7 protein-coding genes are annotated in these 16,242 nt (G+C 50.4%); all 7 read left to right on the top strand.

The window, feature by feature from the left end:
• The first annotated feature begins 65 nt into the window (after nucleotides 1-65).
• Complete coding sequence (locus ACLTD4_RS22130; protein WP_117622756.1) at nucleotides 66-1,856, top strand: sensor histidine kinase; 1,791 nt, start codon at nucleotides 66-68, stop codon at nucleotides 1,854-1,856.
• The gene (locus ACLTD4_RS22125; RefSeq protein WP_181988627.1) at nucleotides 1,834-3,219 is read left to right on the top strand and encodes a response regulator transcription factor; all 1,386 of its coding nucleotides are present in this window, start codon (nucleotides 1,834-1,836) and stop codon (nucleotides 3,217-3,219) included. The genes ACLTD4_RS22130 and ACLTD4_RS22125 overlap by 23 nt, the downstream gene beginning before the upstream one ends.
• Nucleotides 3,220-3,301: 82 nt before the next feature.
• Entirely contained in the window at nucleotides 3,302-4,906 is a 1,605-nt protein-coding gene (locus ACLTD4_RS22120; RefSeq protein ID WP_117622754.1) for a glycoside hydrolase family 28 protein, read from the top strand.
• A gap of 504 nt (nucleotides 4,907-5,410) precedes the next feature.
• A complete protein-coding gene (locus ACLTD4_RS22115) occupies nucleotides 5,411-5,941 on the top strand; it encodes a response regulator transcription factor (RefSeq protein WP_412331568.1) in 531 nt (176 codons plus the stop codon).
• Nucleotides 5,938-7,911: a sensor histidine kinase gene (locus ACLTD4_RS22110; RefSeq protein WP_117622753.1), complete on the top strand. Its 1,974-nt coding sequence runs from the start codon at nucleotides 5,938-5,940 to the stop codon at nucleotides 7,909-7,911. Before ACLTD4_RS22115 ends, ACLTD4_RS22110 begins: the two co-directional genes overlap by 4 nt.
• A 146-nt stretch (nucleotides 7,912-8,057) precedes the next feature.
• Nucleotides 8,058-9,077 (top strand): GGDEF domain-containing protein, encoded by a 1,020-nt coding sequence (locus tag ACLTD4_RS22105; RefSeq protein WP_117622801.1) that lies wholly within the window; start codon nucleotides 8,058-8,060, stop codon nucleotides 9,075-9,077.
• Between the two features lie 265 nt (nucleotides 9,078-9,342).
• Nucleotides 9,343-16,242: Ig-like domain repeat protein (locus tag ACLTD4_RS22100; protein ID WP_412331567.1), on the top strand; the 6,900-nt coding region annotated here is incomplete at its 3' end.

The following is a 16,242-nucleotide window of genomic DNA, read 5'->3' as shown; positions in this document are numbered from 1 at the left end:
TGATTATTCAAAATTAATATGCTTTAATAGATGGTAGACAGCAGTTACGATCAGGAGGTGAGTTTATGAAAACGACGAAAAAGGCGGGAAAAATCCAGAAAGTCTCACTCAGGACAAGGGTTCTTCTTTTATTTATCGTCACGATGCTCACCTCTTTTATCAGTATATCGGTGATTTCGGGACAGATTATCAATCGCGTCACCAAAACAAGGATCGAGAACGCGTACGACAACAGTCTGTCCGTGCTCTTAGGCACGATTGAGAACATCATTGACAGCATGGAGCTTCTGTCTCAGCAGATCGGTTTTGGCATCAACATTGCGGAGGATATTACAGAATTGTACTCCTCTGAGGTGGATTCCTACCACAAAATTGAACTGAACCAGCAGATTATGGACCGGTTAAGGCAGCTGACCTTCGCCAATATCAATATTGGCCTGGTGTTTTTCGAGTACGGAGACGAAGTGGCGATCAGTAATTTCAATATCACCCGCAGCCTGGAGCTGGATGATCGGTCCTATCTTTGCAGGGCCAATGAACTTTGGTTTTATGGACCGAAAAGGAGTCTGGCCAGTTATAACAGCGGAATGGTACTCTGTCTGATGCGGAAGATCAAACAGCTGACGCCGGAAGCCCGGGATATCTACATGGGAATAGAGACAAACTATGATACGCTGGATAAACTCTTCCGGACAAAAGGGGAAGGCACCAAAGGGCTGGTCTTTATCAACGACAGGGGAGAGATCTGCTACAGCAGCGTGCCGGAGCTCTGCCCGGAGGGAGCGTTATTTCAGGACATCGCCAGAGCGGATGGAATGCTTGGCGGTTACCGCTATTTTAAGAAGGATTCGGAAATGGGTTTCTCCGTTGTGGAGCTTGTGGATATGAAGCTGGAGAAGGGAGCTTACTTAAAAGAATACTACTCTGTGTTCGGAGCTATTATTGCCTTTGTGGGGATTGTGGCCTTTTTATTCGTAGTTGTCTGGAAAAACATCTATTCTCCGCTCCGGCTTTTTGACCGGGAACTGGACCGGCTTTTAGAACAGGAGAATCCGGATGAGGGCTGCGTCATTTTAACCGGAATGCAGGAATATGACCATCTGCTGCGCAGGATTGAAGAGATGCGGCGCCAGATTCAGGAGATGCTGAAGGATATGGTGTCCAGAGAAGAGGAGAAGGGGAGGCTGGAGATTGAAAAGCTTCGGTATCAGATTAATCCTCACTTTTTGATGAATACGCTGAATACCATTCACTGGATGGCCGTCATGAACGGTCAGCAGGATATTGATAAGGCAGTCCAAGCGCTGAACCGTCTCTTATTTTATAATCTGGATAAAGACGGTTACCATACCGATATTGAGAGGGAACTTTCAGCCATGGGCGAATATATGCTGCTTCAGAAGGTGCGCTTATATGACTTTACTTATACTATACGGAGGGAGCCGGAGACAGCCGAATTTTGCTATCCGATCCCGAAGTTTATTCTGCAGCCTGTGATTGAAAATTCCATTGTCCATGGTTACCGTGACGACATGCATATCGAGGTAGTGGTCAGGGATCGAAATGATTGGGTGGAGATTGAGATTTCCGACGATGGTCTGGGAATTTCAAAGGAACAGCTTGTCCGGATTCATGAGTATGCGGAGAATAAAAATAGAGAAATGAGAAGGCAGCCGGCCCATGCGATCGGCATCGGCCTGGAGTATGTAATCCAGTCTCTGGAACAGTTTTACTTAAATGTTGGTAAGAAGGGGAGGTTCTCAATCGGGAACCGGGAATCGGGAGGAACGGTAGTGCGCATCCTGGTTCCAAAGATGCATGAGGAGAAGAAAGATGCTGAATGTGTTGATTGTTGACGATGATAAATTGACGAGAAAAGGGCTGATTGCTTCCATGCCCTGGGATAAGTATGAGATGAAGATTGTCGGCGAAGCAGGAAACGGCATCGCGGCATTGGAATTCCTGGAAAAAACACAAGTGGACCTGGTGCTCAGCGATCTGGAAATGCCGCTTATGTCAGGATTGGAATTTATCCAAAAGGCCCAGGCGCGCTATTCCAGGCTGAAATTTGCGGTTCTGACGGTTCACAGTGACTTTGACTATATTCAGCAGGCGCTGCGGCTTGGCGCCATAGACTATATTGCAAAGGTGCAGTTTGACCAGGAAAATTTCGACTCTATCCTAAGCCGCCTTTCTCAGCGTGTCAGAAAGGAGATGGAGAAGGACGGAAGCCTGCCGGCAGGGAAGGGCAGTATGGACAGCGACAGGATTTATGCGCTGGTCGAGGAATTTTCGGAAGGGGAGGATAGTGCGGAGATCTTCTTAAGTCAGAATGATATACGCATGAAAGCAGGATTTCGTGAGGTTATATCCGGTATTTGGATCTGGAATTGTGAGGAAGACTGCCCGGAGGAATACCGGTTTCCGGTGAACTATAACGGCTGTATTTTCATGACTGTAAGCGGTGTGAAGGGAATTCCATGGGATAAGATGGATGCAGTTCTACTGCGGTATAAGAGGGAAAAGTTCTTCTGGGAATATACCGGAATCAAAGAGGTGCAGGAGAAGGATTACCAGGAGATGCAGCGAAAGGAAGAACCGATTGATGAGGAGACCTTCCGGGAACTGAAACAACGCTGGCTCTCTTTTCAATGGATTACGGAGGAAAGTTTATTTGAAAAGATCTGTTTCGACTTAAAGAAGAGCAATATAACGGTGGCGAAGCTGTACCATATCATGCTGGCTATGGAGAACGCGTGGAACCAGAATTATGGAATCGTGACGGAGGAACGGTATGAGCTGCCGTCGGAATTTCATGCGTGGCAGGAGATTGAACACTGGCTGGAGGGGATGTACCTGCGCACATCAGGGATATTTTCCAATAACCAGTATTCCAATGAAGTGGTTCAGTCTATTATGGAAGCAAAGCGGTATGTAGACGAACATTTTGACCAGCACCTTGTCAGCAGTGATCTAGCCAGACATTTTCATTTGAGCAGAAGCTATTTCAGCATATGCTTCGGAAAAATTGTGGGAGTGCCGTTCAACGAGTATCTGCGCGGTGTGAGAATCGACAGGGCCAGGGAGTATTTGGTGAAAACGGCTAAAACCATCGGTGAGATATCGGATATGGTGGGATATGAGGATGAAAAGTACTTCAGCAAGGTGTTTAAAAAAATGATGGGAATGAGTCCGGCTGAATACAGGAAACAGAGCTGAAGCAAGAATGAGTATATAGGAACGGAGTTAGTCTATGATGGACAAAGTGTTGATAACAGTGGAAGAAATAAGGAGATCATAAATGTTTAATACGAAAACTGCACCAAGAGAGTTGATGGCAGCACCTGCGACCGTTTCTGCTGACAGTGTGACTCTGGTTTGGGAGAAACCGGAGGTGTACGAACGCGTACAGGGATATGATGTGTATCAGAATGATAGGCTGATCGCCCGTACAAGACCCGATAAAACACATTATACAGTAAGAGGACTTAGCGCATGTACGCCTTATAGATTCGAGGTAGAGGCGGTAATGGAGGGAGAGAACAGATCGGAAAAGTCCAATTCCCTGCAGGTGAAAACGAAACAAATTGGGTCTGTCATTGATGTGACGAAAGAACCATATTGCGTTGACGGAACCGGAACCGTAAATAGTACGGCAAAATTGCAGGCAGCCATTTATCAATGCTGTTCAGGAGATATTGTTCTGATTCCTAAAGGTGCGGTAGTTCTGTCAGGTGCATTGGAATTGAAAAGTGATATGACGCTTCAGATTGATGGAACACTAAAGGGGAGCCAGGACCCGACCGATTACATTTTTCTTAAAGAGCAAAAAAGCAGCTATTCCGGGAAGATAAATAAAGACGGGCTGATTTTGAGCCGATACGAGGGTTGGGAATTGTACTGTTATCGGAGCCTGATTAATGCTGGATATTTAGACCCGGATAACCGAAAAAGGATGACATGTGAAAATATAAGAATCTGTGGTACGGGACGCATCATTGGCGGTGGAATGAAGCTGGGAACTGCCATGAAAAGTATCTATGCAGATAAGGGAAAATACCCGGAATACGTTTCCGATGGAATTGGAGGAAGACGGGTCAGAGGAAGATTACTCAGTTTTATACAGTGTAGAAATGTCCATATTACAGGTATCAATGTAGAGAATCCACCGTGTTGGACAATCCATATGATCTACTGCGATACCGTTACAACGAACGGGATTACGATTCAATCAAGAGGGATTGATAATGGCGATGGCTGGGACCCTGATTCATCTAAGAATATGATGATTTTTGATACGAAATTCGACACAGGGGATGATTGTATCGCCATAAAATCTGGAAAAAACCCGGATGGCAACAGAGTGAATATTCCGACGGAGAATATTCGCATCTTCGATTTAAAGATGCTGGGAGGGAATGGTATGGCGATCGGCAGTGAAGAATCGGGTGGTGTAGATGGCGTTTATTTAAGAGATTGTGTCATTCAAAATACGAGATATGGTCTGGAACTTAAGGCTCAGAGGGCAAGAGGCGGTTATATCAGAAATATAAAGATGCAGGACTGCAGAATTGACAAGTTTCTGGCTCATAGTGTTCCATATAACGCGGATGGAGATGCAGCTCCCGATTTGCCAGTATTTGAAGACATCGAGATAAGAAACTGCACGATTACAGGAAGTGAAAAGGTTGTAGAATTAGAAGGTTTTCTAAAACAGAGTTTTGAAGACAGACAAAATTATGTTAAGAACGTTCTTATGGAAAATGTTGTAATAGATGATGAGTCTGGTGAGATTCATTTAAAAGCCTGTGACAAAATTACGTTTCGGAATGTATACGGGAAAAATGGGTCAAAGCCGTACTGCTTCATTGAGCATAATACAGTTTCGAATATCACATTCATTTAAAATGAGTGGTCATTGGAGGTATAGAGAAGCCAAGTACAGAATTAGGGATTATGCTTTGCGAAAAGATATGCAGCGCCTAAAGAACGAGAGCGAAAGCAAAAGGAGGACATGGAATTAGGAAAAACGGCATAACTTTTTAACTTTTTTGTCCAAAGTAATGACATAGGTCTAAATATCTTGGCGCGTCTATGTGCACCTGCACCGGTTTACGAAACTGGATTTAAAGGTTTGCTTGACATAAATTCAAATCAACCATATAATGAAATCAGTGATATATGCGAATGGCTTCTGCCGTTCGCATATTGTTGTTTCAGGGAAGATGAACACTTTCGTTCATCTAACGCAAGAGAGGAGGGAAGCTGATTGGAACAAACGTATTGGCTGCTGGCCGTTGACGATGAGCCGGACATTTTAAGAACCAACCGAAAATATTTGGAGTCCAGGGTACAAGGTTGATACAGCTATCTGTGCCATGGACGGCCTGGAACTGCTGCGGCGGCAGCTGTGACTATCGCTGGATGTACTTCTGCCAGTTTAAACGGGTTTGCGCTCTGCCAGGCGGTACGGGATATTACATCAGCGCCGATCCTGTTTTTAAGCTGCATGGACGATGAGGAGGATAAGATCCGGGGATTAATGGCCGGCGGGGATGATTATATTACCAAGCCTTACAGCTTAAAGGAACTGGCTGCCCGGGTTTACGCACAGGTGCGGCGCAGTGTGATGCAGGGATTCATTATAGACCATCATCAGCAAAGTCTGACCGCAGGAAACCATGTAATTCCGCTGTCCCAAAAGGAGTTTGACTTATTCCTGTATCTTTTAGGGAATCCCGGCCGGATTTTAACGCCGGACGAATTGTACAGAGAGGTATGGAGAACGGGGAAGCCGGATACTACCAATTCGGTTGCGGTACATATCGCGAGGCTGCGGCGCAAGCTGGATGAGGTGGGCCATCTGGTCGGCAGCATAGAGACGGTACGGGGAGAGGGCTATGAGTTCCAGCCCAGGTCGGAAGCGAGGACAAGGCTATGAAACGATTCCTGTGTATGTTTGCTTTAATACTGACCGTCTGCATCACTCTGCTTTTTGCTGCCTGCCAGCCGTTTGTTTCAAAAGGACCTAAGGCGGCAAATGGCGTAATGGACTATCGGGAGACGAATTTTCACTCAGACGTCTATGCACTGGATGGGGAATGGGAGCTTTATTATGGAAAACTCTATACCCCGCAGGACTTTCAGATGGGACTGGCGGAGGGAAGGGAGTATATCGACCTGCCCGGGCCATGGATTAAGAAGGGGTATCCGGGGCTGGGATATGCAACGTACCGCCTGCACATACAAACTGCTACAGACCAGTCCCTGCTTCTTTATGTGCCGGAAATCATGTCATCTTCCATCATCTGGGTAAATGGAACCGAAATCTTTACGGCCGGTCATCCGGGCGATTCGGCGGAACACACGGTTCCTGGAGTGAGAAATGATCTTTTGGCCGTGGTGCCTAAGGATGGCAGAATAGAACTGGTGATTCAGGCAGCTAATTACCATATGAACGGGAGCGGTATCTTTTATTCCCTTCTCATCGGCCGTGATACGGTGCTGAGCCATCACATATTCTGGCAGCGGATGTTGATCGCGTTTGCCCTGGGCGGTATCCTGTTTATCGGCATCTATCATCTGTTCCTGTTTGCATTCCGCAGGAGGGAAAAGATTTATCTTATTTACAGTGTAACCTGTCTGGTAACAACGGTACGTCTGGCCATGGAGAGCAATAACCTGTTCCAGTATTTTCTTCCGGGGGGAATCGGCCCGGTGTTAAACCGGGTATTCCTGCTTTTATTTACCCTTCAGAACCTGTGTATCTGTATCTTTATGCTTCAGATGTTCCGCGTCCGCCTGGGCCGGATTCTCCGCGTCATATATGGAATCAGCTTTATCCTGCCCATGGTACTGATCTGTATACAGAGTGTTCCCTATGCAGCCGCAGTCAACTGGATGTTCCTGGTGCTACTCCCCTATGGGATTTCGGTGGTATTGGTAGTGAAGAACGGCAAAATAGGGCGGGATCCATACCAGTTTCTCTATTTTTTGAGCTTAATCATTTTTATTTTCTTTGGCCCGTTATCAAAAACCGTATTTGAAGGAGCACTTTTTGTACCGGGAATTGTACCGAACCTGTTTTTGCTGCTCTGCCAGTGCACCATGCTTTCGAGGAATTATGCGAAAGCCCACAATGAGGTAGAGCGTGTCAACGAAAACCTGGAGCTGCTGGTGGAACAGAGGACGGAGCAGTTAAACAGCGCCAACCGGCAGCTGGCAGCCTCCCAGGCAGCCCTGCGGGAAATGATCGCCAATATATCCCATGATCTCAAAACGCCTCTGACCGTGCTGAATAATTATCTGGAACTGCTGGGAGACGATACGATAGCGGCCAATGAGCAGGAACGGGCGGAATATCTGGGGATCGCCTATCATAAGAACCTGGACCTCCAGAGGCTGATCCACAACTTATTTGAGGTGACCCGGCTGGAGGGCGGTACTGCGGTTTACCGGAAGGACCGGATACCGGCAGTAAAGCTGATGAAGGAGGCGGAACAAAGGTACGCGGATCTGGTCAGGGATAACGGGATTCAATTCTCAGCGGAGGCGGAAGAGGGAATGGAACTGCAGGTGGATGGCAATAAGATCTGGAGTGTGCTGGATAACCTGGTTTACAATGCAATCCGCCATACGCCGGCCGGAGGAAGCATCTCGCTTTCGATCCGGAGAAATGGCAGTCAGGCTGAACTGAAGGTATCGGATACCGGGGAGGGGATCGCACCGGAACACCTGCCTCATATCTTCGAACGCTTCTATAAGGTGTCGCCGGAACGCGGGGAAAAGGATGGCTCCAGCGGTCTGGGACTGTATATTGTCAAAACGGTTGTGGAAGCCATGGGAGGCACGGTGGAGGCAGAGAGTCCTCCCGGAAACGGTACTGTATTTACCATCCGGTTTAATGAGTAGGAAAAAGAATGAAATGCGAATGCGTGAGAAACGTATTCGCATTTCGCCGTTTTAGGGATTATGAATAAAACCGTTCATGTTGCAGGCTGTCCCGGGACAGCAGGGTGGACGATAACAGTCAGACAATGGGATTGGAGGGAAGAGAAGTGAAAGGTTTAGACAAATTACAGGAGGAAAATGAACGCCTGAAGAAGCTGGCAAGCCAGGATTCCCTGACAGGGCTTCTTAACCGGGGAACCATGGAGGAAAAGGTAAGCGAGGTCATCAGACATGATAAAGCCGGTGTGTTTCTGATTATGGATATCGACCATTTCAAGCAGATCAATGATGTGTACGGCCATCTGACTGGAGATAAGGTACTGCAGGAGCTGGCCCGAGTCATAGGATATCATTTTTTTAAGAAGGATCTGATCGGCCGCATGGGCGGTGATGAATTTGCTGTATTTATACAAAATGCATGCAAGAAAGAGATGGTGGAAAGCAAGGCAGAAAGCCTGTACAGCAGGGCACTTCAGGTTGGAAGGGAGATGGGGATAGGCAATCGCCTGAAAGTGACAATCGGGGTGGAACAGTTCCGTGAAGGCGATACATTCCAGACTCTTTACAGCCGTGCGGACTGTGCTCTCCGGTATGGGAAGAGGGAAGGCAGAAACTTTTTAAATTATTACAGGGATTCCATGGCGCTGCATAAAACAGCGTCCCAGACCGGGGAGGGGCTTCCGGCCGCTCCGCATGATATGAAGTATATCTGCCGCGAGTTGAAGGAACCGGATTTTTCAAGGGAAGCCAACTGTCAGGAGTACCAGACGTTTCTTTCTATCTACCGGTTTCTGGAGAGAAGCCTGGAACGGACTGGTATTCAGGTGGAGCTTATCCTTATTTCACTGACAGATCCGTCAGGGGCCTTTGTGAATCTGGGCGAACGGGAATTTCTGGTTCAACAATTAAGAGAAAGCATTTGCTCTTCCCTTCGTTTCAATGATATTTATACCCATTACACCAGCTGCCAGTTCCTGGTCATGACGCCGGGGGCCGGAAGCAGCCATATGGAAATGATTACTTCGCGGATCCGGAATAAATTTCTTGAGCTGGTACAGGGGCGGCCTGATGTCAGACTGTTTTTCAGCTTTTATCCGCTTCAGCAGACCGCACCCAGGCGGCAATGACCGCCGCTTGAACGATGACCGGATGGGAGACTGCAGATAATTTCTACTATAATTTCCACCAGGAAAGAATTCCTGTTGTTTCCCCGTCAGGATTCTGGTATAATAAGGTTATATAAGAATAGATAGAAATGCGAACGCGTGAAGAACGTGTTCGCATTTCGTCGTTTTAGGGATTATGAACGAATCTGTTCATAATCGAAATTTCAATCATATAGAACAATTTCTGCCATGGATCAGGCATACCGGCGGGAAGAGAGGAGGAAACATGAGGGGTAAGTTAAAGAGAAAGTTTGCGGTTGTAATGGCGTCTGTACTGGCATTGTCCAATATCCAGACGGCCCCGGTATTTGCAGCGGTGGAAGAGGAAAGAACCATCATCCGGTTTGAAGAACTGCCGAAAAAATATGCGGTTCAGGAATTGGAACTGGGGGCAGCAGAGGAGGACATCCGCTTCCCGGGCAGCCTGTGGGCGGACATGGTGATTGTGAAGCAGACGAATGAGGGAAGCAAAACGGAGGAAACAGAGGAAAAAGAGGCCGGTAAAACCGAAGAGGGGAAGGCTGAGACGGAACCTTCTGTTGAAGTGAAGGCGGATTCAGGAACTGACAGCATTATGGAACAACAGGCTGGTGATGCAGACCCGTCTGTTTCTACAGAGAAGGAGAAGGCGTTACCGGGAGATGGGGAAAAAGCCTTATCGGATGACTCCTCCGATGATGGAACAGTTAGTGAACCGGAAACAACCGGTTCCGATACCACCGGAACAGTGGGGACGGAGAAAGAAGAGGAGCCGGAGATAAAGCAGCCGGAGTCAGACGCAGAAGAGAATAAGAGTCCGAATACCGGGTTGGAATCTGAGAAACCTGCAAAAGAAGAGAATGATGCAGGGAAACCGTCCGGAAACCTGCCGGAATACTCCGGAAATTCGGAAGAACAGAAGGCGCCCGTGGCAACCGGTTCCGAGGCGGAAGAACCGGAGAAAGATCATGATTCTGACGATAAAGTTGAAAAGACCGTCAGGAGAAAAATACGGGATGTTGAATGGGAACTGAATTTTATAGAGAGCAGCGATGCGGAGTTTCAATCCGAGATACCAGGAACCTATGTCTATGAACCGGTCATACCGTCCGGGTATGAGATGGACTTAGAAGTGGAACTGCCGCAGATTCTCGTAAAGGTTGGAGCCGTTGATGCAGAGGAAAAACCGTGCACGAAAACAGAAGGCTGTACGCTTCCCGACGGGCATGAGGGCGAGTGTGTGCCGGGATTGCCTCCTGCGAATGCGCTGGTGAAAACCATCACCGGCTGGACATTCGTGGATGACGGTTATTTAAACGAGGGCGAGCTTGTCCTGCCCGGCGTCAGCGCGGATAATCCGGTGGATTTTGATACAGTCGTTCTCATGCTGCCCACAGCAATCCACGCAGAGATCGAGGGCGCGCAACCGGAGGATATAGGGCTAGGCTGGACGTGCAAGGCGTTCCGGCAGGATGAGGACGGCAGCTGGCCGGTGGCAGGCAGCTATACCTTTATGGCGGAGCTGACGGAGGGCTATGCCTGTGACCCGCTTCCGGCGGTCAGGGTACTGCTTGGCGGGGCGGATCTTGAAGCGGAATACGGCGGTTTGACGATTGAAGGCGGCGGGGTTATGCAGGAAGCGGATGGCCAGATTATTTTAGGGAGCGGCAGCTACACCATTTCCGGTGAATGGAACGGAACGCTGAACGATGTGAGCGCCGAAAACAAAAAAGCCGTCTTAACCGTACCGTCTGGTGTGGACGCCACTGTAAAATTTGATGGCGTAAAAATCGACGTAAGCGGGGAACGGTTCGCCAGTGCATTCGCAGTGGATGGTGAGGCCCATATCATCTTTTCTGGTGCAGACAATAGGCTGGCAAGCGGTTATTACCGTGCCGGACTGGAAGTGCCGGAAAACGCTGAGGTACTGATTGAAGGAGATAACGACAGTGCCGTGCTGACAGTCAATGGCGGCGTGGGTATTGGAGGCAGTGTTGGCGTAGATAATGAAAACGGCGGCAGTGGCGGAACGGTCACGATAAACAGCGGCACGGTCTATGCTACGGGCATTGGCGCAGGCATTGGCGGCGGTTACGCAAGTGGGAGCGGAAATGGCGGCTCCGGCGGAATCATTACAATCAACGGCGGCACAGTTCATGCCGAGGGCAGCTCCGGCGCAGGAATCGGGGGTGGCGCGGGCAGCAGCGGCGGCAGTGGCGGAACAATCACAATCAACAATGGTACGGTCGAAGCAACAGGAGGCAGGGGCGCAGGCATCGGCGGCGGCTCAGCGCTGAATCAATTACGGAAAGGCGGCGATGGCGGGGTCATCAAGATTATTAACGGAAGGGTCACAGCAAACGGAGCTGGATTCAACGCTGGAATTGGCGGCGGCGAGCAAGGAAATGGAGGAGACATCACGATCAGCGGCGGTACGGTCAACGCAACAAGTGAGCTGGAGGGTGCGGGCATCGGCGGCGGATACAGTGGCGATGGCGGAACTATTACAATCAGCGGAGGTACAGTCGACGCTGTTAGTAAGAATGGAGGGGCAGGCGTTGGCGGCGGTTTCGCGGGAAATGGTGGAACCATCAGGATTAGTGGCGGCATAGTTACTGCTACAAGCAAAGGCTATGGCGCGGGGATCGGTGGTGGTAGTATCAATATCGCCGGAGGAGACATCACAATTAGCGGAGGCACGGTCAAGGCAACAAGTGAAGGATTCGGTGCGGGCATCGGCGGCGGTTGTATGGGCGCGGGTGGTACAGTTGCCATCTCCGGCCCGGATACGACCGTCACGGCCACAGGCAAGGGCGGGGGCTACGATATTGGATGCGGCGCGGGCGATTGGGATGGCGGTGCCGGTACGTTGGACGGCGGCAGCCTTTCAGTTACGGACAATGCTGCGCTTATAATGAATAATACCGGCACGAATGTCACCGACCCGGAGTATAGAAACTGTAGTATTACCGATAAAGACGGGAATACCGCGCATTATGATAACAAGGGAAAAGAAGTCAAAATTACGGAAGAGGATGGGATTAAAATTATTGCCGGTGAAGGCGGCGAGGTGACTTATACTTCCGGCAAAGGCTTTGAATTATCTAAAAACGGAACGTATACGATTTCCGGCACATGGAGCGGTACGCTTAACGAGAATCAATACGTTATCAAAGTACCGGAAGGCGTAAGTGCCAATGTGACGCTTGACAATGTAACCATCAATACAAGCAGTATAAATAGCACTGTCGCATTTGGGATGTCGTTATCCGGCAAAGCGAATACGAATATCACCCTTTCCGGTGAAAACGAACTGATAAGCGGTGATAACCGTGCGGGGCTGTGGGTGCCAGTTAGTGCTTCTGTGACAATTGATGCGAGCGATGACACCGGAAAGCTCAAGGCTAAAGGCGGCCATGGTGGCGCTGGGATTGGAGGCAGTAATGGTGGCAGTGGAACCATCAATATTATCGGCGGCACTGTGATAGCTGATGGCGGCGGCGGTGGCGCGGGTATTGGTTCCGCTAGTAGTGTTGGAACTGGCTACTCCGGTGGAACCATTACAATCAGTGGCGGTACAGTTACGGCAAATGGCGGCATTGGTAGCGCGGGAATTGGCGGCGGCGTTGAGAGCAGCAGTGGAATCATCGAAATCAGCGGTGGTACGGTTATGGCAAATGGAGGCGACAATGGCGCGGGGATTGGCGGCGGCTATCAGGGCAGCGGCGGTACGATTACCATCTCTCAAGCGGTTGTTACCGCGGTGGGTGGCAGTGATGCGGAACATATCGGCCATGGAGCAGATGATAGTGACAGCGGCACATATTCTGTCAACAACAGTCTTGTTATTCAGGGCAGCACCGGCGAGGTGACGGGAGGTGTGGTGCTTTCTGATGATTTTATCCTTGAGAACGGTGTGACCGTTACCATCGGCACGGACGCAAGCTTGACCATTGATACGGACGCAAGCCTGACCATTGATACGGGCGCATGTCTCACCGTGGGCAGTGGCGCGGAACTGACCAATAAGGGAACCATTACGGTGAATTCCGGCGGAACGCTGGTTGTTGAGGACGGCGGCATCTTCAATCAGGCAGGCACTTTGAACGGTACGGGAACCAAGCCCGACGAGGGCAGCTATAACAACAAGAAATCCACTGTTTCTTTGTCTGCCTCCCCCAGCCCGGCGGCCTATGGCGACACGGTCACCCTCATAGCCCGGATTGATGAGCAGAAGGATACCATGCTTTCCAGAAATGCAATTCCGAAAAAAACAGTTGTATTTTACTGCGGCGGCAAAGAAATTGGCCAGGTGGAAGTACGCAATCAGCAGGCGGAACTGAAAGTTAACATCACACAGCCGGATTGGGCGCCGGGAAGTTATACACTTACCGCGCGTTATACTGGTGGGAATGACCAGCTTTTGCCATCAGACAGCATCCCGTTTACCCTCACAGTCAACAAGGCTGTGCCGGCAAAGCCTGATGCACCGGTAAAGATTGAGGTGACCGAGACTACTGTTACCCTGAAAACGATACCCGGTCAAAAATATTTATATACGGAAATGACCAATCCTCCCACTGCCGGCGCGGGAGACTGGCGAGTCGCAGCCCAGGATGAAATGCAGTTCACCAACCTGACCCCCAACACAACCTACTACTTCTGGACATACCTGCCGGCAGCAGACGAGTATCATGAAGATTCTGCCGTATCGGACAGTTTAGTGGTTACGACGGAGAAAAGTGCTAACCAGAAAGCCGTGGAAGCGGCGAAAACGGCGATAGAAGAAGGAACATACACCATGACACAGGACACGGCCAACACGGAAGAAACCGTAAAAGCCGGGCTTGTTGGGCGGATTAACGCGCTGCCTGGCGTGAACAGCACAGGCATCACGGTGGCGAAAGCTGATATTACCGTTGACAGTTTCAACGCCGCCACTGCCGGCACGGCGGAAAACAGGAAAGGAACAGACGGTAAATTTACCTTTACGGTAACGCTTACAAAGGGCGGCGCCAATGCTATAACAACTGACAGGACGGGTATCATTACCGCAATCCCGTACACGAAACCAACAATCACAACAGCTTCCCTTGCATACGGCAGGGTGGGGGACCGCTATTCTGAAACATTGACAGCCGACGGAGACGGCATTCAATGGAGCATTACTGCCGGTATCTTGCCAGATGGACTGGTGCTGGACGAAAATACCGGAGTCATCAGCGGAATACCTACAGAGGAGGCCATATTTACATTTTTGGTTACAGCCACGAATACTTCCGGCTACGACAGCATGGGTTTTAGAATTCGGATTTTAGCAGCCCATATGTTAACCCCCAAAATTGTATGGCCAACCGCCAGCCTGACGTATGGGTATCCTCTGGCAGACGCCGTGCTGACGGGCGGCAGCGCCACCGGTGAGCATGATGAAGCCTTAGAAGGCGCGTTCACATGGAAAAACGGGAACACCGTCCCCGCTGTTTCCGACAGCGGAAAAACCAGTTACGAAATGACGTTCAAACCCAGCGGAAGCAATGCGGGAAAATATCATTCTGTCACAAAAGATGATATGACCGTCACGGTGAAGCCGAAAGAGTTGACGCTGACCCTGACGGCGGTTCCCGCATCCGGTGCGGCAGCCGGACAGGATGTGACCCTGACAGCCACGGTCGCCGGGGCAGTCGGCGGCGACATCCCTGCTGGTAACATCACATTTAAGAACGGCAACACGGTAATCGAAAGCGGTGCGGTAATCAGCAAAAATGGCAATCTCACGGCAACTGCCGCATGGAACGGTGTTCCGGCCGGCACACATAACCTGACTGCGGAATACGTCCCCGTCGGTTTAGACAATTATAAGGGCGGGAACACAGGAACGCTGGATGGATACAGCATCAGCAGGGCGGACCAGACAGGCTTTGCCTTTGCGGGCGGCGACCGCGTTTCCAGACAATTTGGTTCCGGCAGTTTTAACGTAAGCGCCACGGGCGGCCAGTCCACGGGCGGTGTGACCTATGCCGTCACGGGAGGTGCGGATGTGATCCGTGTGGACAGCGTCAGCGGTCTGGTCACCATTCAAAAGAGCGGCGCGGCAGTCATCACCGCCACCAAAGCAGGGGATCATAATTATAACGAAGCCACGGCTGCTTTGAATGTCACCATCACACAGGCAGACGGAGCGCTGGAGATCACCTGCGTCAGTGTGGAATACGGCGCGTCCCCTGCTCCGGCGGTTATCAGCAGCACAGGCGGCGCGGTCACTTATTCCTATTCCGGGCGCGGCGGCACAATCTATGGACCGGCCACACAGGCTCCCGCCAACGCGGGCAGTTATACCGTAACCGGTACGGCGGCGGCTACTGAAAACTACAAAGAAGCCGCGGACAGCGTGGATTTTGAGATCACCAGGGCGGGCATTACCGTGAAAGCGCTGGACCGCAGTATAAAAATCGGGGAGGAAATCCCCAGCCTGTCTGACCCGGAACAAAACAGGGACTACACAGTTTCCGGCCTGATTGGACAGGACACCCTGACCGTTGTTCCCACGATGGACTATTTGAAAACGCCTGACAACAGGACGCCGGGTGCTTATCCCATCCGCATATCGGGTGCGGAAGCAGGCGGAAACTATACCATCGCATTTGAAAACGGAACACTGACGGTGGCCGACGATCCGCTGACCGGAGTCCTGGCCATTACGGGCACACCAAAAGAAGGAGAAACATTGACGGCTTCCCTGACCGGAAGCAACAATACCGGCAGCCTGTCATACCGCTGGCTGTATCATGGAAAGGAGCTGGAAACCGGAGAACACTATACCCTTAAAAGCAGTGATGTGGGCCGCCAACTGACCGTGGAGGTCACAAGCTCGGTGCAGTCCGGTATCATTTCCGGGCTGACGGATACGATCCAGCCGCGCAGCACGGATGGCGGAGATCACTCCGGAGACAGCGGCAGTCATGACGACAGCGGCGCTTCAACAAAGACACAGCCCGCCGGTCCGTCCAACACGGACGTCCCTGCCACCGGTATCATTACCCCGGAAAATCCCGGTCAGGACGGCCGGGTGGAACTTACCACGGGCCAGGTGACGGATGCCATCGACAGGGCAACGGCGGAGGCCCAAAAGAACGGAACCGCTAAAAAT

Source organism: Hungatella sp. (genome assembly GCF_046966825.1).
Note: the sequence above shows the minus strand (reverse complement) of the source record. Positions and strands in the feature narration are given on the sequence as shown.

Coding starts and splice junctions, on each gene's coding strand:
- ACLTD4_RS22120 (WP_117622754.1), top strand. CDS start 3,302: ATGTTTAATACGAAAACTGCACCAAGAGAGTTGATGGCAGCACCTGCG.
- ACLTD4_RS22130 (WP_117622756.1), top strand. CDS start 66: ATGAAAACGACGAAAAAGGCGGGAAAAATCCAGAAAGTCTCACTCAGG.
- ACLTD4_RS22125 (WP_181988627.1), top strand. CDS start 1,834: ATGCTGAATGTGTTGATTGTTGACGATGATAAATTGACGAGAAAAGGG.
- ACLTD4_RS22110 (WP_117622753.1), top strand. CDS start 5,938: ATGAAACGATTCCTGTGTATGTTTGCTTTAATACTGACCGTCTGCATC.